Raw genomic sequence first — 20,213 nt, 5'->3', positions numbered from 1 at the left:
GATGAGGCGCATTTCGCCGCCGCCCCTACCCGCGAGCGCGTCAAAAGGCAAATATAAAGATATCTTTATATGTTGAAATCTAAGCCGCGCCTGTTTCACTTGCGAGCAGTCGCGGGTCTATCCCCTCAGCCTTGAACGACGCCGCCCACCTCTCGTCCGTTGGCGTGTCGAACAGGATTCGACCCTCTCCGCGGGCCGCGAACCAGCCATGGCGGGTCATTTCCTCGTCCAGCTGGCCTTCGCCCCAACCGGCATAACCCAGCGCCACGATCCATTGCGACGGGCCTTTGCCCTCGGCGATGGCGCGAAGAACGTCGATCGTCCCGGTCATGGCGAAAATCTCGCCATTATCGCCGTTGACGTGGAGCGTGTCCTGGCCGCCCCAATCAGTCGAATGAAGTACGAACCCCCGTCCCGGCTCGACCGGCCCGCCGTGGTGCACCGCGCAGTCGGGCGCCTCCCCCGGATCGATCTCGAGCTGGCGAAGGAGTCCTCGGAAAGTGATACCAGCCCGCTTGTGCCCGACACCGACGCCGATCGCGCCATTCTCGTCATGCACGCACATGGCGATCACGGCGCGCTCGAAGCGTGGGTCGGCCATCCCCGGCATGGCGAGGAGAAGCTTGCCGGACAGGAACCTTGGATCGTCGCTCACGTCTGCGACAATGAGCGCCAAGCGTGCGGCGAGCAAGGCTTGAGGGCACCGGACGGCGAGCCTATCAGCCGTTTTAACGCGACATGAGGAGACGAACATGACGATTGCTATTGGTGAGCGACTTCCGGACGTTCCGCTGGCTATTGCCACTGCCGATGGTCCGCAGCCGACGACCAGCACCGAATATTTCGCCGGCAAGCGCGTCGCCTTGTTCGCTGTTCCAGGCGCCTTCACGCCGACCTGCTCGTCCCGCCACCTTCCATCCTATGTCGAAAAGGCGCAGGAGCTGAAGGGACAGGGGATCGACGAGATCGCCTGCATCTCAGTCAACGACCCGTTCGTAATGGCGGCCTGGAACAAGGCTGATGGGTCGGAAGACATCACCATGCTCGCCGACGGCAACGGCGCCTTCGCCGATGCGACCGGGCTCGACATGGACGGAAGCAAGTTCGGCATGGGCAAGCGCTCACAGCGTTATTCGATGATCGTCGATGACGGTGTGGTCGAGCAACTCAACGTCGAAGCCCCTGGCGAGTACCGGGCGTCGAGCGCCGAATATATGCTGGACCAGCTCGCCACCGCCTGACGGTTCGCCGCTACCCCGCCTCTCCTCACCGCTGTTCGTCTCTGCCGGGGCGAACAGCGAACGCTTTCAATCGTTTAAACGGTTCGAAAGCGAAATCATCCTCAGAGGAGAGTATAGTCATGGCAAGAACCAGCAATCGCGGCGGAAACACAAACCGTAACCGGAACAACAACCCTTCCGGCCGCAATCAGTATTCGTCCGGCGGCGTGTTTGACCTCGCCCGGGATCGCCCGGTCGCGGCGGCCGCGGTAGCTGCGGGTGCAGCGGCGGCTGGTCTATTCCTTTGGACCAAGCGCTCGCAGATCAGCGACCAACTTAGCGGCCTTTCGGATCAGATCGGTGAATGGACTGAGAACATGCGTTTCGGCGAGCAAACCGGCGACGGCGAGGCCTTCATCGCCAGTGGCAAAGGCAACAAGTCACAGTCGGAGATTTCGGAAGAGGCCCTGACGCTCAAGTCGACCGGCAAGAAAGCGAAGCGGCCGACCGACGAGACGGTCGATGCGCAGACCAAGGCAGGCGCGATTGCTTACTAAGCATCCTTGATGCGAATGATTGGGGCGCCCCCTAACCGGGCGCCCTTTTCTTATGCGCTGAGAAATTCGGCGATGGCTTCGCCGAGTTGCGGCTTGGTGACCGAGCTCATGTGCGTTCCCGGCACCTCTCGGAACACGGCGTTAGGCAGCGCCTGCGCAAGCTCTTCGGCCGAGCCATTGTCATCGTCCTCGCTTCCGCAAACAACGAGCGTCGGCATGGTGAAGGCCTGCAGCCAATCCATGAAGGCATCCTCGAAGCTCTCCAGCAGCAAGGCGGAGGCAATGCGGTCGACATGCTGACTTTTCATGAACTGAATTGAAAGCCAGTGCGGATCGCCGCGCTGGACCTGGTCGAACATGCTGATGGCTTCCAGGAAGAAGGTCTTGCGGCGCTTCCAGTTGCGAAGGCCTTCCAGACCGGCGCCGCCGAGAATCGCGCGCCGTGGGCGAAGGCCCTCGCCCACTCCTTCGACCGTCGTCCGCGATCCCAGCGAGAAGCCACCAAGATCGAAATCCTGAAGCTCAAGATGCGCGATGAGCTCACGCAGGTCGCGTGCAAGGATGCCGCGCGGATAATGCTCTTCACCATGCGGCTGGCCGCTTTGCCCGTGGGCGCGGAGGTCGGGCATAATCACCCTGAACCCATCCGCCGCGATGCGCGCCGCGTGCCCGAACTTAATCCAGTTCATGTTGGCGTCGGAGAACAGGCCGTGGAGCAGGATGACCGGCCGCCCCTCACCCAATTCATGATAAGCGAGCTTCACGCCGTCCGACGCGTTCCAGAAACTCACGGCAGCGCTCATCCGGGAAAGCTGCCTGTCGCTTCCACCCACTTGTCGACCAATTTTTGGTAGTCCGCGGTCCGCATTTCCGGCAGTCCCTCGGTGTTGAGCCAGGCGCGGTGCATGCTCTCCGCGCCGAAATGATGCTTGGGCTTGAAGCGCAAGGGATCGTCGAAGCTGGCGACCGTCAGGTCCATGTTCTCGCTACCTTCCTTGAAGCGGAAGCCGAACGATGTCCCGCATTCTCGGCAGTACGAGCGCTCCGCAATCGGCGAGCTGTCGTACCAGTCGGGTTCATGCTCCCAAGCGACGTCCGCCTTCTTCACGTTCTTGAACGCAATCGATAACGATCCGGTCGAGCGCTGGCACATGCGGCAATGGCAGAGATAGGCCTCGTCGTCGTTGACGGTCGCCGTGTAGCGCACCCGCCCGCAAGCACAGCCGCCAGTCATTTGTTCGCCCATGGATCTCCCTCCTTGGTCTGGCGCGCAATGCAGCGCTAAGGGGCGGCATGTCCAGCGCGCCCAGAGCCGAAGAGATCGCACGGGACGCCCGCTGGCTGGCGCAGGCGCTGGATCCATCGTCTGGCATGGTCCGCCTGATCGCGATGGATAGCGAGGCGTATCGCGCGGCGAGTTTCCTCGACGACCGAATTCTTCAGCAGCCGGTCGATGCGCAGGTTCTGCCGTGGCCCGAAGTCGAAGCGGCGGTGGCCGGTGATCTACGTCAGGACGCACGATGGATCTTCCACATCGGCCATGTCGGATCGACGCTCGTCTCGAGGCTGCTGGGTGAGCTGAATGGCGTTCTGGCGGTCCGCGAACCGCGACTGCTCCGCGACCTTGCCCTTAGCCCGGCAGAAGTCCGACGCGCGTACGTCGAAACGGCGCCCAAACTGATGTCGCGCACCTTCTCAAGCGACGACATTGTCTGCGTGAAAGCGACCAGTTTCGTCAGCGAGATCGCGCCCGAGCTGGTTCCGGCCGGAGAGCGCGCGCTGATGATGTACGCAACGCCGCGGAACTACATCGGCAGCATCCTCGCGGGCGAAAACAGCGTTCAAGAGTTGCGCATGCTCGCGCCGTCGCGGGCTGAGCGCTTGAGCCGACGGGTTTCGTCGCTTGGTGCAGCGCACAGCGACGCCGAGCTAGCCGCCATTGCCTGGGCTTGCGAGATGACAGCGCTCGAAGCCGCGGCCGATGCCATGCCTGATCGCCGTGTCGAATGGGCGGATTTCGATCGGATGCTGGACGACATGCCAGCGGCGCTTGCGCGGATTGCCGGATTCTTAGGGGTCGAGGCCGACGAAGCGCAGCTCGACGCGATCGCCACGGGGCCGCTCATGCGCCGCTATTCGAAGGCGATGGAATATGACTACAGCGCCGGTCTTCGCCGCGACCTGATCGACGGAGCGGCGTCTACGCAGCGGCAGTCGATCGACGGAGCGCTTGCCATGCTTCGATCGGCGGCCGAAAAGTCGCCGATATTGGCGCGGGCCCTCTCCCGCGCGGAGGGGTAGATGTATCGGGTTTTGCAAATCCTGACCGACGCGGAAATCGCGGAATGCAAGCGCATCGCCGCGGCGACGCCGTTCATCGACGGGCGCATCACCAATCCACACAACACGGCCAAGCAGAACGAGCAGCTGCACGAGCCCAGCGCCTACAAGCAAAGCTCAGACATCATTCGCGCGGCGATGTTGCGGACGCCGGAGTTTGCAGAGTTCGCGTTCCCGGTTTTTTTGGCGCCGCCGCTCATCACTCGGTACAAGCCTGGCATGAAATACGGGGCGCATGCCGATGCTGCCTTCATCCAGCTTCCAGGCGCGACTATCCGGAGCGACCTCAGCTGCACCATCTTCCTCAACGATCCGAAGGATTATGACGGGGGCGAGCTCCACGTCCGCCTCGGCGATGCACGGCTGACCTTCAAGCTGCAGCCGGGCGAAGCGATCGTCTATCCGTCGGACAGTTTCCACCAGGTCATGCCGGTGACGCGTGGCGAGCGACTGGTCGCGATCACCTTCATCCAAAGCCGGATCCAAGACCCGTTCCGCCGCAACATGCTCTACGAACTGAACGAGGTGGCCGCGTTAGAGGGCCTGAAGATGGATCCCGAAAATTACGGCCGCCTCCAGCTCGTCCAGCAAAACTTGCTTCGGTACTGGAGCGACAGGCCCTAAGGGGTGGCGCCTATTTCTGAGGCGCCGGCGGGAGCGAGACGTGCTCGTGGACGATCTTCCAGCTGCCATCCTTCTGCCGCTGGAAAACGTCGGTGAAACGCGCACTGATCGTCGGCCGTTGCGTCCCTGCTGCGACCGTGAACATCTCTGTTCCCGAACTCACAAATGCGTCCGGCCCGACGATCTGAATCTGCCGATCCGGCACATGGTAGTCGGCAGGCTGCATGCTGACGAAATCCTTGGCCCAGCCCGACTGAACCTTCCGGTCGGTGCTGAGATTGGGGTGTGTGGCGTCGATCATCACCGCTCCGTCCGCATATTGCTGCATTACAGCGTCGACGGTGCCCTTGGTGAAATTGGACTCCGCCTGTTCGGCGATCTTCGTCGCCTCGGCTTGAGTCACAGGGGCATGATCCGACGACACCCGCTGCTTGCAGCCGGCGAGGACCAGCAGGCCCAGTAGAATGATCAACTTGCGCATGGCCAGCCCTCCAGAATTGAAGGTACAAGCTATTTGCTTAGGCGGCCTTCTGCAAATGCTTGCGCCCGAGCAACTCCGCGATCTGCACCGCGTTGAGCGCCGCGCCCTTGCGGAGGTTGTCGCTGACTACCCACAGGCTGAGACCGTTTTCGACGGTCGGATCTTCCCGCACCCGGCTGACGAAGGTCGCATAATCGCCGACCGCTTCGACCGGGGTCACGTAACCGCCTGGCTCCCGCTTATCGATTAGCATGATGCCCGGCGCCTCGCGGAGAATCCTCTGCGCTTCCGCGGCGGAGATTTCGTTCTCAAACTCGATGTTCACCGCTTCGGAGTGGCCGACGAACACCGGCACGCGGACGCAGGTCGCGGTCAGCTTGATGGACGGGTCTAGGATCTTCTTCGTCTCCACGACCATCTTCCATTCTTCCTTGGTCGACCCGTCGTCGAGGAAGACGTCGATCTGCGGAATGACGTTGAATGCAATTTGCTTCTGGAAATGCCGCGGTTCGTTCTGGTCGCCGACGAAAATGTTACGCGACTGCTCGAACAGTTCGTCCATGCCAGCTTTCCCGGCACCCGACACGGATTGATAGGTCGCGACAACCACGCGCTTGATTTTCGCAGCGTCGTGAAGCGGCTTCAGCGCCACGACCAGCTGCGCGGTCGAGCAGTTCGGGTTCGCGATGATGTTCTTCTTGCGATAGCCCGCGATGGCTTCCGAGTTTACCTCCGGCACGATCAGCGGCACGTCCGGGTCCATCCGGTAGAGCGAGCTGTTGTCGATCACCGTGCACCCGGCCTGCGCCGCCTTCGGCACATGGACTTTCGACACCTCGGATCCGGCGGCGAACAGCGCGATATCCCATCCGGCGAAGTCGAAATGCTCCAGGTTCTTGACCTTGAGCTCCTGACCGCTGTCACCGAAGTCGATGACGTCACCGGTCGACCGCGCCGACGCGACCGCAGCAACCTCGTCGAGCGGGAATTGCCGCTCGGCCAGGATATTCAGGATCTCGCGACCGACATTCCCCGTCGCTCCGACGACCGCGACACGGTAGCCCATTCTCATTCTCCAAAAGCTCGCTTGGCCGCGCCTATCGCATGCGGCCCATGAAAGCGATATGGCACTCGCCCTCGCGCCGTCCAAGGGGGGAAGATGCGCCGACCGACGTTGCTGCTCGCTTCGCTGCTGATCGCCATCCTTGGGCTGATGGCGGCGAAGTCCTGGCTGGTGCAGGCACCGCCGCTTCGTGCGACCAATCAGGCCACCGAATTCGACGCGACGCGTGCCAAGGCGCGGCTGGCGGTAATCCTGGGCGACCAACGTGCGCGCCCGGCAGACACAGCGGCGGATGACAAGGTCCGTGGCCACATCGTCGATGCCCTTCGGGAAATGGGGCTAAACCCGATCTTGCGCGATCAATTCGCGTCCAACGAATTGTACAAGCAGCGCGGCGTCTCTTGCGCACGGGTCCGGAACGTCATCGCCACATTAGGGCCGCCAGACGGCAAGGCGGTTCTCCTCAACGCCCACTACGATAGCACGCCCGTCGGTCCGGGCGCGGGTGACGACGGTGTCGGTGTCGCAACCTTGCTGGACATTGCTTCACTTCTGAAGGACCGACCTTTGAAGCGGCCGGTCATCCTGCTCTTCAATGAAGGCGAGGAGCTTGGCCTGGTCGGCGCCGGCGCATTCTTGGCCGACCCTCTCAGCCGGAACGTCGACTCGATCGTCAATCTGGAGGCCCGCGGCGTCAGAGGCCCGGTAAACATGTTCGAGACGAGCCGTCCAAATGCCGCTCCGATCGGCGTCTTCAAGGCGGCGGTGAGAAATCCGGTCGCCAACTCGCTGTCGACCGATGTCTATCGCCTGCTTCCGAACTACACCGACGTGAACAGCTTCGCCGAGCGCAACTGGCTGACGCTGAACCTTGCCCCGATCGGAAACGAGACCCGATATCACAGCGCAGGCGACGACTTGGCCGCGCTCGATCCAGCGACGCTCCAGCATATGGGCGACCAGACATTGGCGCTCGCGCAGTCGCTTGCAAACGGCGCGCCAAAGACCGGTGGCGGCGAGCGCTTTTTTATGGACATCGCCGGGAAGACGCTGGTCGTCCTGCCGCTCGCCTTGGGCGTGGCCCTGCTGGTGATATTGCTTTTGGCCGCAGTCGTGATCGCGCTCCGAAGGGGCCAGCTCGTTCGCGGTGTGGCCATCGCGTTCGGCACCATTTTCGCTTCCGGAATCCTCGCGTGGATCGCGCTGGCGGTCATCGGCGCCTTTCGACACGGGATGTTCTGGCGGGCCGAGCCCGTCTGGACTCACCTCGCCACCTACGCCTGCGTTTTGGTGGCGGCTGTCCTGCTGATCGTCACGATCGGCCGCCAGCTAACGACCTCTCAGCTGCGGGCCAGCTGCTGGCTCGTCTCCTTGTTGTCGGCGCGCTGATCGGACTCATTGCGCCAGGCGGGATCGTGTTCTTCATCTTCCCTCCGCTTCTGGCGCTGGGCGGCATTCTTTTGTCGCGCTGGTGGAAATCCGCGGAGATCGTCGGTGCTCTGCTGGCGATCGCCATTCTCTATCTCACCTGGGGCACGATGCTGGGTCTGCTTGAGGAGTTGCTCAACGGTGGCCCGATGTGGATCTTCGCTCCGCTCGGCGCGCTCCTTATTCTGCCGCTCGTTATCGAGGGGAAGGTGCTCCTCGACGCCGCCGACGCGCGAATCTCCGTGACTGTTGCGGCCGCGCTGGCGGTCGCGGGCGGGGTCGCTGCGGCCGCTTCTCCGGCTTACTCGGCAGACCGGCAGCAGCGAATGGCGGTCCAGTTCGTAACGGATGAGACAAAGAAGCAGGCGTCCTGGTCGATCCTGAACGATGCGGCACTGCTTCCCAAGGCCTTCGACTCCGTCGGGATATGGCGGCGCGGCGCATTGCCCTTCAGCGATCGTCCGCGCTGGATTGCCAAGGCACCGCCGGGCGCCGAACCCGCTCCATCGGCCCAACTTCTCGGCGAAGTGCGGAACGGTTCAAAGCGCACGATCACCATCCGCCTCATTGCCGATGGAAACGAGAGGGTCGGACTGATCGCTCCCGAAGACGCGAAGATAAGCTCTGCCGGCGTTGCGGGTTTCGTGCGCCCCATCGATGAGGGGCGAGGCGGCAAATATTCGTTCGATTGTTTTGGGCGCAGCTGTGACGGCGTGACGCTTCAGCTGACCACGGCCCGTCTCACGCCGATCGAATTTCTCGTGGTCGGCGGGCGGGGTGAACTGCCACCGGCGGCCGCTCCGCTGCTGGCCGCCCGACCGAAATTCGCGCGCCCGCAATATAATCGCGACGAAGCAATCGCCTTTGCGCGCGTGAAGCTCTGACCAACCGAAGTCGTATGTGCTAAGACTCGGTCAGGCGCCCGGCGCCTGTTGCGCCGGACGGCACACTCGAAGGAGGTGTCATGGCGACCAATACGATGCGCGAGACCCAAACGCCCGCGCGAGCACAGCAAATACCGATCCGGACGATCACGAGCGACGACCTGCGCTTCGCATTGAAGCAGGGCCTCGACGACTTCCTGACGATGAGGGGCGACATACTCATCGCGGGGCTGGTCTACACGCTCGTCGGCGTGGCGGCGGTGGTGATGACCACGAACCGCCCGCTCATCCCGTTTCTCTTCCCCGTCGTCGCGGGCGTTGGCCTTCTCGGCCCTGTCGCGGCCGTCGGCTTTTATGAGCTCGCGCGGCGGCGGGAAGATGGACATCGTTCTAACTGGTCGCACTTCTTCGACGTGCTGAAGCGACCGGCGGCCGACGACATGGGCATGGTCGCCGGGCTGCTGATGCTCGTATTCTTCCTGTGGCTGATTGCCGCAGGGGCGCTCTACGCTGTGCTGTTCGGCTGGGCGACACCGACATCGATCGCCGGGTTTTTCGAGTCCGTGCTGACGACGCCCAAGGGATGGGCGCTGATAATCGCTGGCGGACTGGTCGGCGCAGTATTCGGCTGGGTGGTGCTCAGCATGAGCGTGGCCTCCATGCCGATGCTGGTCGATTGCGACGTCAGCGCATCGGAAGCGGTGTCGGCTTCATGGCGCGCGGCGCAGGCCAACAAAGGCCTGATGCTCCGCTGGGGCCTGATCGTCGTCGGCTTGCTGGTGCTGGGCATCGCCCCGCTGTTCGTGGGGCTGGCCTTCGTCTTGCCGTGGCTCGGCTATTCGACCTGGCACCTCTACACGCGCCTCATCGACCGGGAGCATGTCCCCGGTCGACGCTGCGATGCTTGAGGCAGGGCTTTAGGCCTTCGGCGCGGTCTCGGCCGGCGCATCGCGACGGACGTCACGGCGCTCGGCGATGCGAGCCGACTTACCGGTGCGGCCACGCAGGTAGTAGAGCTTGGCGCGACGAACGGCGCCGCGGCGAACGACCTCGATCGCATCGATGATCGGCGAATAAAGCGGGAAGACGCGCTCGACGCCCTCGCCGAAGCTGATCTTGCGGACCGTGAAGCTCGAACCGACGCCCTTGTTGGCGCGGGCGATGCAAACGCCTTCGAAAGCCTGGACGCGGGTGCGGTCGCCTTCGATCACCTTCACGCCGACACGTAGCGTGTCGCCGGGGCGGAATTCGGGAACGGGCTTTTCGGCGGTCAGCGCATCAATGGCTTCGCGCTCGAGGGTCTCGATCAGGTTCATTTGTCTTTTGCCTTCGTATCTCGTCGCCGCGCGCCAGAGGGCGGTGCCTGCGATGCGCCCCCGTGGCGCTCGATCAGGTCCGGCCGCCTTAGCCGTGTATCTTCGACCGCCTTTGCGTGTCGCCACGCGGCAATCTTCGCATGATCCCCCGACCGCAGCACTTCGGGGATCGTGCGCCCTTCCCATTGAACAGGCCGGGTATAGTGCGGATATTCGAGTAGCCCCGCTTCGAAGCTCTCTTCCTCACCGCTGGAGGCCGCGCCCATTACCCCGGGAAGCAGTCTCACGCAAGCGTCGAGGATCACCATCGCCCCAAGCTCGCCGCCGGAAAGCACATAGTCGCCGATCGAGACCGGCTCGAGGCCCCGCGCCTCGAAAATCCGCTCGTCGAATCCCTCGAAGCGCCCGCACAGCAGGATGACGCCCTCGCCCGCCGCGAGTTCTCGCACGCGCTGCTGAGACAGCGGCGCCCCACGCGGCGTCAACGCGAGCATAGGGCGACCATCCGCCACGCTGTCGAGAGCAGCGGCAAGCACGTCGGGCCGAAGCACCATCCCCGCCCCGCCGCCCGCCGGCGTATCGTCGACGCTGCGATGCTTGTCGGTCGCAAAATCGCGAATGTTCTTGGCTTCGAGGCTCCACGTGCCTTGATCAAGCGCTCGGCCGGCCAGGCTGGTGCCGAGCGGCCCCGGAAACATGTCCGGGTAGAGCGTTAGGATAGAGGCACGAAACGCCATGCGCGCGGGCTAGTCGGGAACCGCGGCAGCGGCAATCCATTGGGAACGGATGGATGATCCCGTTCTCGACTGCCTCATTATCGGCGGCGGCCCTGCTGGGCTGACTGCCGCCATCTATCTCGCCCGCTTCCACCTGGACATCCTGGTGGTCGACGGCGGCAAAAGCCGGGCATCGTGGATCCCCTGCACGCGCAACCATGCCGGCTTCCCGGACGGGATCAGCGGCGAGGAACTGCTCGAACGGATGCGGACGCAAGCGCAGAAATATGGCGCCAAGATCGCCACCGAACATGTGACCAAGCTCGAGCGCGACGAGGAAACCGGGCTGTTCACGGTGACCTGGGGCTCTGGTTGCCGGACCGCAAAGAGTGTTCTGCTCGCCACGGGGGTAAGCAATCGGCAGCCCCCGATGGACGAGGAACTCCACGATGATGCGCTCGCCCGTGGACTAATCCGCTACTGCCCCATTTGCGACGGCTATGAGGTGACCGACAAAAAGGTCGGCGTGATCGGCGACGATAGCCATGGCGTCGCGGAAGCGATCTTCATCCGCAGCTACACCGCCGATGTTACGCTGATCGCGCCGGATGCCGCGCTGAACCTCAAGGCCGAGGACCGGGAAAAGCTCGAGCGTGCGGGCATCGATTGCGTCGACGGACCGGCCCATGCGGTCGCGATCGCCGACAATTGCATCGTCGTCGACACTGCCGAAGGGCACCACACTTTCGACAGCGTCTATCCAGCGCTCGGATCAGACACCCACACCCAGCTCGGCGAGATGGTCGGCGCCAAGCTTGCCGACGACGGTTGCTACCTGTGCGACGACCATCAAAGAACGAGCGTCGAAGGGCTCTATGCGGCCGGGGATGTGGTGCACGGCCTCGACCAGATCAGCCACGCCATGGGCGAGGGCGGCGTCGCCGCGACGAGCATCCGCAATGACCTCTGCGCCAAGCAGCCGCTCTGGCGTGAGCCTGCGGAGAAAATGGAGGAGGCCGAAACCGGAAGCTAGGCGAGGAATTCCGGATCGACGACGATCCGATCGCCCTCCAGGTCGGCAATGCCATCACGGAATGGGATGAGCGTCGTCGAGCCATCCCCGCGTTCGATCTCAAGCAGGTCGCCTGCGCCGTAATTTTCGACGGCCTTCACCGTACCTACAGCGACGCCTCCGCGATCGACGGCCGGAAGGCCAATGAGATCCGCGTGATAATATTCGCCCTCCTCGAGCGGCGGGAGCGCCGAGCGATCGATTTCGACGAGGGAACCGCGCAGTGCTTCGACATCGGATCGGTCGGCGATCCCCTCGAAGCGGGCGACAGCGCCTTTTCCGCCATCGCGAACGAAAAGGAGGCGCCTCTCGACGCCTCCCACATAGAGCTTCTTCTGGCGAGACAGGGTGTCGATGCCGTCGCTGAACAGCTTCAGCCGGACTTCGCCCTTCACGCCATGCGCGCCGGCAACCGCAGCGAGAGCGACGCGGCGCTCGCTGCGGTCCTCGGACGTCATTAGGCCTGGGTTTCCTCAGACGCGCCTTCGGCCGGCGCCTCGGCGGATTCACCCTCGCCCTCGGCGACTTCCGCCTGCGGCGATTCCGATGTCGGCGGGCTCACGTCGTCAGCGCCTTCGGCCGGCTCAGCGGTCGACTCACCCTGGTTGTCGGCCTCGGCAGCCGGAGCTTCCTCGGCAACGGCCTCTTCCGCCGGTGCTTCCACCGTATCGGGTTCGGCAGTCTCTTCGGCGGCGGGGGTCTGCTCGGCAATTTCCTCAACGACCTGCTCTGCCTCAGCAGTTGGCTCAGCGGTCGCGGCTTCGACTTCCTCGGCGACGACGGCTTCGGCCTCTTCCTGACGCGAGGCAGCAGCTTCAGCCGCTTCGGCTTCCTTGGCCGCGCGTGCTTCGACGCGCTCGGTAGCCTTCTCGCCCGGCTTCGCTTTGTTTGGGTTGTTGCGGGCGGCGCGCTCACGGATGCCGGCGGCGTCGAGGAAGCGCAGGACGCGGTCCGACGGCTGGGCGCCGACGCCGAGCCAATGATTGATGCGGTCGGCATCGAGCTTCACGCGCTCCGGCGAATCCTTCGCCAGCAGCGGGTTGTAGGTGCCGACCTTCTCGATGAAGCGGCCGTCGCGCGGCGAACGGCTGTCCGTGACGACGATGCGATAATATGGGCGCTTCTTCGCGCCACCGCGCGAGAGACGAATTGCTAGAGCCATTTGTTATTTCCTTTCAGAGTGTTCGCTTACTTCTTTGAAAACTTGTCGAAACCAGGGGGGAGGTTGAATGACGACCCGCCTCCGAGCCCCGGGAGGCCTCCGCCGGCGCCGCCAAGACCGAGCCCGCCGGGCGGCAGTGCACCCGGAGGGGCAACGCCGCCGAGCGCGCCTTCGAGGCCGCCCTTGCTGAACATCGCCGCGAGCTTGCCGAAGCCGCCCATCTTTTTGAGACGCTTCATGGCTGTCGCCATTTCCTGGTGCATCTTCAGGAGCTTGTTGACTTCCTGAACCGTCGTTCCGCTGCCCTTGGCGACGCGGATCTTGCGCTTGGCGTTGATCAGCTCAGGCTTGGCGCGCTCCTTCGCCGTCATCGACGAGAGCATCGCTTCCATGTGGACGAGAGCCTTGTCGTCCTGCGCCTTGTCCATCGCGCCCTTCATGCCCTTGAGGCCCGGCATCATGCCGGCGAGCGCGCCAAGGCCGCCCATCCGCTGCATCTGGCGCAGCTGGGCCCAAAGGTCGTCGAGGTCGAACTTGCCCTTGGCCATCTTGGCCGCAAGCTTCTCGGCTTCCTCAACCTGGATCGTTTCCGCGGCGCGCTCGACGAGGCTGACGACGTCGCCCATCCCGAGGATGCGGCCGGCAACACGTTCCGGGTGGAAAGCTTCCAGCTTGTCGATGCCTTCACCGACGCCGGCGAACTTGATTGGCTTGCCGGTAACTGCCCGCATCGACAGTGCAGCGCCGCCGCGGGCGTCACCGTCCATTCGAGTAAGGATGACGCCGCTCAAGGGCACTTCAGCCGAGAAGCCCTTCGCGACGTTGACCGCGTCCTGGCCGGTCAGCGCGTCGACGACGAGCAGGGTTTCGGCCGGGTTCGAAGCGGCTGCAACCGCCTTCATCTCCGCCATAAGCTGGTCGTCGACGTGGAGGCGGCCCGCGGTATCAAGCAGAACGACATCGTAAGCCTGCAGCTTGGCCGACTGAAGCGCGCGCTTCGCGATATCGACCGGCTGCTGGCCGGCGACGATCGGCAGCGTGTCGACGTTCGCCTGGCGACCGAGAACCGCGAGCTGCTCCTGCGCCGCCGGTCGGGCAACGTCGAGCGAGGCCATCAGGACCCGCTTGCGCTCCTTCTCGGACAGCCGCTTGGCGAGCTTGGCCGTCGTGGTCGTTTTACCAGAGCCTTGAAGACCAACCATCATGATGACCGCGGGCGGCGCAACCGCGAGATCGAGCTCGGCAGTTTCGGAGCCGAGCGTCTCCACGAGTGCGTCGTGGACGAATTTGACGACCATCTGACCCGGCGTGACCGAGCGAAGGACTTCCTGACCGACCGCTTTCTCGGTCACCTGGTCGACGAAGTCGCGGGCAACCGGAAGCGCAACGTCCGCTTCGAGCAGGGCGACACGTACTTCCCGCATGGCGGCGCGCACGTCGGTCTCCGTCAGGGCGCCACGCCCCCGGAGCCGGTCAAAAACGCTGCCGAGCCGATCGCTCAACGTGTCGAACATTCAAGTCTCCTAACGATGCTTCGCGACCCATATGGGTACCGAAACGCAAAATACGCCGGCGGACGAAACCTCGTCGGCCGGCGTGCACCCTCGGGCGCTCCGCATCGATGTATGTCCTAGGACGCCGCGGCGCTTAGCCGCTTACGTGCGGGAGTTCAACCTAGGCGCGGCTTGCCCTTGGGCTTGCGGGGCCGCCCGCCGCCAGGACCACCACCCGGACCGCGAGGCCCACGGTCGCCGCCTTCCCCGCTCGGCGGGCGACGAGGACCGCGCGGCGGGCCGCGACGGTCATTCGAGCCGGGCCGTTGGCGCTCGGGGACTCGGTCCATCGGACGGGTCTGCTGCATCTGCTGACGCGGCCCAACGGCGTAGCCATCCTTCAACAACTGGGTGAATGCCGTGCGCGTGCTCTCGGCGATCTGGTCCTGAAGCTCCTTCGGCAGGTCGGCGAAGGTCACATTCGGGTGGATGGCCTGCACGTCGCGCAGCAAATTATTGGGAAGGCCCTTGGACGCCGTCTTCAGCGCGGCGATGCCGTCGAGGATCGCCGAGAAGATGATCGACTGCATGACCTCATTGGCGCTTCTCGGCATGATCGTTCCTAATATTTGGCTTGGTAGACTTCATTCAGGCCCATCCCTAAGTCCGGCCCAATGCGGCGGCACTTCCACAAGATGCATGGTCTCGGCAATGATTTCGTGATCATCGACGCGCGAAAGGAGCCGTTCGAGGTCACGGCGGCACTCGCTCGTGCGATTGCCGACCGACGCACCGGCATTGGCTGCGACCAGCTGATAGTCCTTCAACCGAGCGAAAGCGCAGACCTTCGTATGCGCATCTGGAACAGCGACGGCGGCGAGGTGCAGAGCTGCGGCAACGCCACGCGCTGCGTGATCCTGCTGACCGGCGTGCAAAGCATCGAAAGCGATGGCGGCATCCTCGAAGGCGAAAACCTCGGCGTCGAGGTCGAGGTCAGCCTCGGCGAGCCGCGTTTCGGCTGGAACGAAGTGCCCCTTGCATACCCGATGGACACCAATGAATTGCCGATGGCGTGGGACGATCTGGAGCATCCCCAGGCCCTGAGCGTCGGCAATCCCCACGTCGTCTTCTTCGTCGACGATCTCGAAGCGGTGCCGATGGAATATGTCGGCCCGGTCATCGAACATGACGCGGCCTTCCCCGAGCGCATCAACGTCAACGTGGCGCAGGTCGAGGACGGCGATGTCCGCCTCAGGACCTGGGAGCGCGGCGCTGGCCTGACGCTGGCTTGCGGCACCGGTGCCTGCGCGACGGCTATCGCGGCGATCAAGACACGGCGCGCTGAATCCCCTGTCCGGGTTACGATGCCTGGCGGGTGCCTCATTGTAGCGTGGGCGCCCGGCGAGCCGGTTCGAATGCGCGGCGGCGCCGTCCACGTGTTCGAAGGTGAATTGGACCTCGAGGCGCTCCAGTGACCGTCGAGGCGATAACGCTCGGATGCCGCCTGAATTTCGCGGAGAGTGAGACGATCGCGCGCCTCGCCCAGGCGGGGGAAGACTGGATCGTGGTCAACAGCTGCGCCGTAACCAACGAGGCCGTGCGGCAGACGCGCCAGGCCATCCGCCGCTCCCACCGCCAACGACCCTCGGCGAAAATCCTCGTGACGGGGTGCGCGGCAGAACTCGATCCCGACAGCTTTGCAACCATGCCGGAAGTATCCCGGGTTGTCGGAAACACGGCCAAGCTCAATGTCTTGAACCCCGCTGGCGATATGACGTCCGTCGCGTCCGGGTTGGTATCGAAAGTGAAGAGCTTCGTCGCGGTGCAGAATGGCTGCGACCACCGCTGCACCTTCTGCTCCATTTGGCAGGCGCGCGGGCCAAGCCGCTCACTCCCCTTCGAAGCCATCCGCGACGCGGTGTCCGCCGAGATCGACCGCGGCGCGCGCGAGATCGTGCTCACCGGTGTCGACATCACCGATTATGAAGGCGGCCTCGGTACACTTTGCCAGAAGCTGCTTGCCGCCGAGCCCCGCCTGACCCGCCTGCGCCTATCCTCGATCGACAGTATCGAGATCGACGAGGCGCTGTTCGAGCTCATTGCGGGCGAATCGCGTTTGATGCCCCATTTTCATCTCTCGCTGCAGGCCGGCGACGACATGATCTTGAAGCGCATGAAGCGCCGGCATAGCCGCGCCGAGGCCGTCCGCGCCGTCGCGCGCATCAAGAACGTGCGGCCCGATGCCAGCATCGGCGCCGACCTGATCGCCGGTTTTCCGACGGAAACTGAAGAAATGGCGCTCAATAGTCTGAAACTGCTGGAGGATTGCGACATTATCGCCGCTCACGTCTTTCCCTTCTCGCCGCGTCCGAACACGCCGGCGGCCCGCATGCCGCAAATATCGACCGAAGTGGCGAAGGCACGCGCGGCCCGGCTGCGCGCCGCGGCTGCCCATCGGCGCGAGCGTTGGCTGACGAGCTTGGTCGGAAAAGTTCATCCGGTGCTCATCGAAGGTCCGGGCAAGGGTCACACGGACAACTTTGCGCCGGCCGCAATCGCCGAAGCTGAGCGCGGCCAGGCCGGAACCGCGATGATCACCGGTACCGACGGCGGCCAACTCACAGCAGAATGGGCATGAGTTGGCTCGACCGCCTGCGTGGCGGCTTCCAGAAAACAGCGGACAAAGTCGCGGACAACCTCACGGGGCTCACCAGCCGCGCGGCGCTCGACACGTCTACGCTCGAGGATATCGAAGAAGCGCTGATCGCGTCCGACCTTGGACCCGAAGCCTCGCACCGCATTCGCGAGGCGATTGCGCGCCAAACGTTCGAGAAACTCGACGAAAGGGGTCTCCGCTCGATCCTCGCCGACGAGATCGAGAAGATCCTCGCTCCGGTCGCCAAGCCACTGCAGATCACCGGCTTCCCGCGGCCCCACGTGATCTTGGTCATCGGGGTCAACGGCTCTGGCAAGACGACGACCATCGGCAAGCTGGCCAAATGGCTGAAGGAAGAAGATTACGGCGTCCTTCTCGCCGCTGGCGATACCTTCCGAGCGGCGGCGCTCGAGCAGCTGAAGATCTGGGGCGACCGCATTGGAGCGCCCGTCATTTCCGGCAAGGAAGGCGGCGACGCTGCGGGCATTGTCTTCGACGGCGTAAAGCAGGCCACCGCGACCGGCGAAGACGTCCTGATCGTCGACACCGCAGGCAGGCTTCAGAACAAGACTCACCTGATGGAGGAGCTGTCGAAGATTCGGCGGGTGCTCGGCCGCCTCAACCCCGAGGCGCCGCACGATGTGCTTCTCGTCCTCGATGCCACGACCGGCCAGAACGCGCTTGCGCAGGTTGAAACCTTCCGCGACAGCGCGGGAGTGACGGGTCTCATCATGACCAAGCTGGACGGCACTGCGCGCGGCGGCATCCTCGTCGCGGCGGCAGAGAAGTTCGGCCTTCCCATCCACGCCATCGGCGTCGGCGAGAAGGCGGACGACTTGCGGCCGTTCGATGCCCGCGCGGTTGCCCGCGCCATTGCCGGACTTCCGCCCGAATGAGCGAGCGCCAAGAGCCGCAAGGCGGCGCCAAGCTTCTGATTGACCTCGGTCCGCTCCTTGTCTTCTTCCTCGTCAACTTCCTGGCGCCGGTTCCATCGGTGATGAAGATCTTCGTCGCCACTGGCGCCTTCATGATCGCCATGGTCGCGGCGATGATCTTCTCGGCCATCCGCTACCGCAGCATCTCACCTTTGCTGTGGTTCTCCGGCGTGATGGTTGTAGTGCTCGGCGGCCTGACGATCTGGCTGCACAACGAAAGCTTCATCAAGATGAAGCCGACGTTCTACTACGTGCTCGTCGCGGGGCTTCTTACCTTCGCTTTGCTGACCGATCGGCCTCTGCTCCAGCGCGTGCTGGGCTCTACCTACCCCGGCTTGGACGAAGAGGGCTGGAAGAAGCTGACGCGAAACTGGGCGATCTTCTTCGCCTTCATGGCGTTCCTGAACGAAGCGGTGTGGCGGAATTCGACGACGCAATTCTGGATCGGCTTCAAGATCTGGGGCGCGCTTCCCCTCACCTTCCTGTTCGCCGCGGCGAATATCCCGATGCTTCTCCGCCACGGCTTGATGAAGGAGGACGCAGTGCCAGCAGAACCCGGACCCGTGGAATGAGCGATCCTGTCCTTTCCATCCGCGCGTTGCGCAAGGAATACGGAACCGGCGTCCAAGCGCTGAAGTCGGTCGATCTCGACATCCAGCGGGGCGAGATATTCGCGCTGCTCGGGCCCAACGGTGCCGGCAAGACCACGCTGATCAACATCGTCTGCGGCATCGTCACGGCTACGAGCGGCGAAGTGCTGATCGACGGCAAGAATTGGCAGACCGACTATCGCTACGCCCGCGAACGCATCGGGCTGGTGCCACAAGAACTGACCACCGAAGCATTCGAACCCGTCCAGCGCACGGTGACCTTTTCACGCGGTCTGTTTGGCAAGCCGCGCGACGATGCCAAGATCGAAGACCTGCTGAAGCGTCTGTCCCTGTGGGACAAGCGCAAGACGATCATGATGCAGCTGTCGGGCGGGATGAAGCGTCGGGTGATGATCGCCAAGGCGCTGAGCCATGAACCGAGCGTTCTCTTCCTCGACGAGCCGACCGCCGGCGTCGACGTCGAGCTCCGCCGCGACATGTGGGACCTCGTCCGCAAGCTCCGCGATGGAGGCACGACCGTGATCCTCACCACCCACTATATCGAAGAGGCGGAAGAAATGGCCGACCGCGTCGGCGTCATCAGCCACGGCGAGCTGATCGCGGTCGACGAGAAGAAGAAGCTGATGGCGCAACTCGGGAAGAAAACGCTCGACATCATGCTCGCCGACCAGCTCGCGGTCATTCCGCCCGAGCTATCCGATCTCAACGTACGGCTCGAAAATGACGGCCACGTCCTCTGCTATGAGTTCGACAGTAATGCCGAGCGGACCGGCATTGCCTCGTTGATGGCGCGGCTCGGTGCGCTCGGGATCCAGTACAAGGATCTGTCCACGCATCAGTCCAGCCTCGAGGATATCTTCGTCGAGCTGGTGCACAGGCCAAGGGCGCAGCCATGAACTGGCACGGCATCGTAGCGATCTACAAATTCGAGATGGCCCGCTGGGGCCGCACCCTGTGGCAGAGCCTGATCACGCCCGTGATCACCACCGCGCTTTACTTCGTCGTGTTCGGCGCGGCGATAGGCGGCCGCATGACCGACATGGAAGGCATCAGCTTCGGCAGCTTCATCGTGCCGGGGCTGACGCTCCTGAGCGTGTTCATGCAATCGATCTTCAATGCCAGTTTCGGCATTTATTTTCCGAAGTTTACAGGCACGATATACGAACTTCTCTCAGCGCCGATCTCCAGTTTGGAAGCCGTTCTCGCCTATGTCGGCGCGGCTGCCACAAAGTCGGTCATCCTGGCGCTTGTCACGATCGCGACCGCCGTCCTGTTCGTACCCTTGCGCGTCGATCATCCGATCGCGATGGTCCTCTTCCTGCTCGGCATTTCTAGCGGTTTTTGCCTGTTCGGCTTCGCGATTGGCGTGTGGGCAAAGAATTTCGAACAGCTGCAGATCATCCCGATGCTGGTGATCACACCCCTCACCTTCCTCGGCGGCGCCTTCTACTCGGTGAAGGTTCTTGCCGAGCCCTGGCGCACCGTCGCGACCTTCAACCCGGTCGTTCACTTGATCAGCGGTTTCCGCTGGAGCTTTTACTCGATCGCCGACGTGCCCGTCTGGTCGAGCGTGCTCGTCATGCTCGGCATCAACGCGCTCTGCATGGCGGTCATCGCCTGGATGTTCCGCACCGGGTATCGACTAAAGCAGTAGC

At 63.6% G+C, this 20,213-nt stretch carries 24 protein-coding genes and 1 pseudogene; 14 read left to right on the top strand and 11 right to left on the bottom strand.

Annotated features, from left to right (window positions below):
• Positions 1-79: 79 nt before the first annotated feature.
• Entirely contained in the window at positions 80-610 is a 531-nt protein-coding gene (locus ABD704_RS01070) for a YqgE/AlgH family protein (protein ID WP_344700447.1), read from the bottom strand.
• Between the two features lie 142 nt (positions 611-752).
• On the opposite strand from ABD704_RS01070, the gene ABD704_RS01065 reads away from it, so the two are divergent.
• Entirely contained in the window at positions 753-1,241 is a 489-nt protein-coding gene (locus ABD704_RS01065) for a peroxiredoxin (protein WP_344697843.1), read from the top strand.
• 119 nt (positions 1,242-1,360) lie between these two features.
• Entirely contained in the window at positions 1,361-1,777 is a 417-nt protein-coding gene (locus ABD704_RS01060; RefSeq protein ID WP_344697842.1) for a hypothetical protein, read from the top strand.
• A 50-nt stretch (positions 1,778-1,827) separates the two neighbouring features.
• On the opposite strand, the gene ABD704_RS01055 is transcribed toward ABD704_RS01060, so the two are convergent.
• Together ABD704_RS01055 and ABD704_RS01050 are read right to left on the bottom strand one after the other, a co-directional pair.
• Complete coding sequence (locus ABD704_RS01055) at positions 1,828-2,580, bottom strand: alpha/beta fold hydrolase (RefSeq protein WP_344697841.1); 753 nt, start codon at positions 2,578-2,580, stop codon at positions 1,828-1,830.
• Complete coding sequence (locus ABD704_RS01050) at positions 2,577-3,023, bottom strand: GFA family protein (protein WP_344697840.1); 447 nt, start codon at positions 3,021-3,023, stop codon at positions 2,577-2,579. The genes ABD704_RS01055 and ABD704_RS01050 overlap by 4 nt, the downstream gene beginning before the upstream one ends.
• A 47-nt stretch (positions 3,024-3,070) precedes the next feature.
• On the opposite strand from ABD704_RS01050, the gene ABD704_RS01045 reads away from it, so the two are divergent.
• The gene (locus tag ABD704_RS01045; protein ID WP_344697839.1) at positions 3,071-4,078 is read left to right on the top strand and encodes a hypothetical protein; all 1,008 of its coding nucleotides are present in this window, start codon (positions 3,071-3,073) and stop codon (positions 4,076-4,078) included.
• Entirely contained in the window at positions 4,079-4,741 is a 663-nt protein-coding gene (locus ABD704_RS01040) for a Fe2+-dependent dioxygenase (protein WP_344697838.1), read from the top strand.
• 10 nt (positions 4,742-4,751) lie between these two features.
• On the opposite strand, the gene ABD704_RS01035 is transcribed toward ABD704_RS01040, so the two are convergent.
• Positions 4,752-5,222 carry a YybH family protein gene (locus tag ABD704_RS01035; protein WP_344697836.1) on the bottom strand — a complete coding sequence of 157 codons (471 nt, stop codon included), beginning with the start codon at positions 5,220-5,222 and terminating at the stop codon, positions 4,752-4,754.
• Between the two features lie 37 nt (positions 5,223-5,259).
• On the bottom strand, positions 5,260-6,288 hold the full coding sequence (locus ABD704_RS01030) for an aspartate-semialdehyde dehydrogenase (RefSeq protein WP_344697835.1): 1,029 nt from the start codon (positions 6,286-6,288) through the stop codon (positions 5,260-5,262).
• Between the two features lie 93 nt (positions 6,289-6,381).
• Between ABD704_RS01030 and ABD704_RS01025 the strand changes: the two genes are divergently transcribed.
• The 3 genes from ABD704_RS01025 to ABD704_RS01015 all read left to right on the top strand — a co-directional run bounded on the left by ABD704_RS01025 (position 6,382) and on the right by ABD704_RS01015 (position 9,505).
• Entirely contained in the window at positions 6,382-7,674 is a 1,293-nt protein-coding gene (locus tag ABD704_RS01025) for a M28 family peptidase (protein ID WP_344697834.1), read from the top strand.
• 26 nt (positions 7,675-7,700) lie between these two features.
• The gene (locus ABD704_RS01020; RefSeq protein ID WP_344697833.1) at positions 7,701-8,597 is read left to right on the top strand and encodes a hypothetical protein; all 897 of its coding nucleotides are present in this window, start codon (positions 7,701-7,703) and stop codon (positions 8,595-8,597) included.
• Positions 8,598-8,677: 80 nt separating this feature from the next.
• Entirely contained in the window at positions 8,678-9,505 is an 828-nt protein-coding gene (locus ABD704_RS01015; protein WP_344697832.1) for a DUF2189 domain-containing protein, read from the top strand.
• A gap of 9 nt (positions 9,506-9,514) precedes the next feature.
• Here ABD704_RS01015 and rplS read toward each other — a convergent pair whose 3' ends face one another.
• Both rplS and trmD read right to left on the bottom strand, forming a co-directional pair.
• Positions 9,515-9,913: a 50S ribosomal protein L19 gene (gene rplS / locus ABD704_RS01010; RefSeq protein ID WP_344697831.1), complete on the bottom strand. Its 399-nt coding sequence runs from the start codon at positions 9,911-9,913 to the stop codon at positions 9,515-9,517.
• Positions 9,910-10,650 carry a tRNA (guanosine(37)-N1)-methyltransferase TrmD gene (trmD, locus tag ABD704_RS01005; protein WP_344697830.1) on the bottom strand — a complete coding sequence of 247 codons (741 nt, stop codon included), beginning with the start codon at positions 10,648-10,650 and terminating at the stop codon, positions 9,910-9,912. The genes rplS and trmD overlap by 4 nt, the downstream gene beginning before the upstream one ends.
• Positions 10,651-10,699: 49 nt before the next feature.
• On the opposite strand from trmD, the gene ABD704_RS01000 reads away from it, so the two are divergent.
• Positions 10,700-11,662: an NAD(P)/FAD-dependent oxidoreductase gene (locus ABD704_RS01000; RefSeq protein ID WP_344697829.1), complete on the top strand. Its 963-nt coding sequence runs from the start codon at positions 10,700-10,702 to the stop codon at positions 11,660-11,662.
• Here the strand turns inward: ABD704_RS01000 and rimM are convergent.
• From rimM to ABD704_RS00980, 4 genes and pseudogenes are all read right to left on the bottom strand, one after another.
• Complete coding sequence (gene rimM / locus ABD704_RS00995; RefSeq protein ID WP_344697828.1) at positions 11,659-12,159, bottom strand: ribosome maturation factor RimM; 501 nt, start codon at positions 12,157-12,159, stop codon at positions 11,659-11,661. The genes ABD704_RS01000 and rimM overlap by 4 nt on opposite strands.
• A gap of 158 nt (positions 12,160-12,317) precedes the next feature.
• Positions 12,318-12,863, bottom strand: a pseudogene (rpsP, locus tag ABD704_RS00990) (30S ribosomal protein S16); the annotation flags it as partial.
• A gap of 26 nt (positions 12,864-12,889) precedes the next feature.
• A complete protein-coding gene (gene ffh, locus ABD704_RS00985) occupies positions 12,890-14,377 on the bottom strand; it encodes a signal recognition particle protein (RefSeq protein WP_344697827.1) in 1,488 nt (495 codons plus the stop codon).
• Between the two features lie 155 nt (positions 14,378-14,532).
• Positions 14,533-14,970 (bottom strand): hypothetical protein, encoded by a 438-nt coding sequence (locus ABD704_RS00980; protein WP_344697826.1) that lies wholly within the window; start codon positions 14,968-14,970, stop codon positions 14,533-14,535.
• 60 nt (positions 14,971-15,030) lie between these two features.
• Between ABD704_RS00980 and dapF the strand changes: the two genes are divergently transcribed.
• The 6 genes from dapF to ABD704_RS00950 are packed head-to-tail and all read left to right on the top strand — an operon-like array spanning position 15,031 to position 20,212.
• Positions 15,031-15,831 carry a diaminopimelate epimerase gene (gene dapF / locus ABD704_RS00975; RefSeq protein ID WP_344697825.1) on the top strand — a complete coding sequence of 267 codons (801 nt, stop codon included), beginning with the start codon at positions 15,031-15,033 and terminating at the stop codon, positions 15,829-15,831.
• A complete protein-coding gene (locus ABD704_RS00970; RefSeq protein WP_344697824.1) occupies positions 15,828-16,994 on the top strand; it encodes a MiaB/RimO family radical SAM methylthiotransferase in 1,167 nt (388 codons plus the stop codon). Before dapF ends, ABD704_RS00970 begins: the two co-directional genes overlap by 4 nt.
• Positions 16,985-17,908, top strand: a complete 924-nt coding sequence (ftsY, locus tag ABD704_RS00965; protein ID WP_344697823.1) for a signal recognition particle-docking protein FtsY — start codon at positions 16,985-16,987, stop codon at positions 17,906-17,908. The genes ABD704_RS00970 and ftsY overlap by 10 nt, the downstream gene beginning before the upstream one ends.
• Complete coding sequence (locus ABD704_RS00960) at positions 17,905-18,519, top strand: septation protein A (RefSeq protein WP_344697822.1); 615 nt, start codon at positions 17,905-17,907, stop codon at positions 18,517-18,519. Before ftsY ends, ABD704_RS00960 begins: the two co-directional genes overlap by 4 nt.
• Entirely contained in the window at positions 18,516-19,454 is a 939-nt protein-coding gene (locus ABD704_RS00955) for an ABC transporter ATP-binding protein (protein WP_344697821.1), read from the top strand. Before ABD704_RS00960 ends, ABD704_RS00955 begins: the two co-directional genes overlap by 4 nt.
• Entirely contained in the window at positions 19,451-20,212 is a 762-nt protein-coding gene (locus ABD704_RS00950; protein ID WP_344697820.1) for an ABC transporter permease, read from the top strand. Before ABD704_RS00955 ends, ABD704_RS00950 begins: the two co-directional genes overlap by 4 nt.
• The last annotated feature ends 1 nt before the right edge of the window (position 20,213 follow it).

The organism is Sphingomonas limnosediminicola, from assembly GCF_039537965.1.
Taxonomy (GTDB): Bacteria; Pseudomonadota; Alphaproteobacteria; order Sphingomonadales; family Sphingomonadaceae; genus Sphingomicrobium; species Sphingomicrobium limnosediminicola.
Note: the sequence above shows the minus strand (reverse complement) of the source record. Positions and strands in the feature narration are given on the sequence as shown.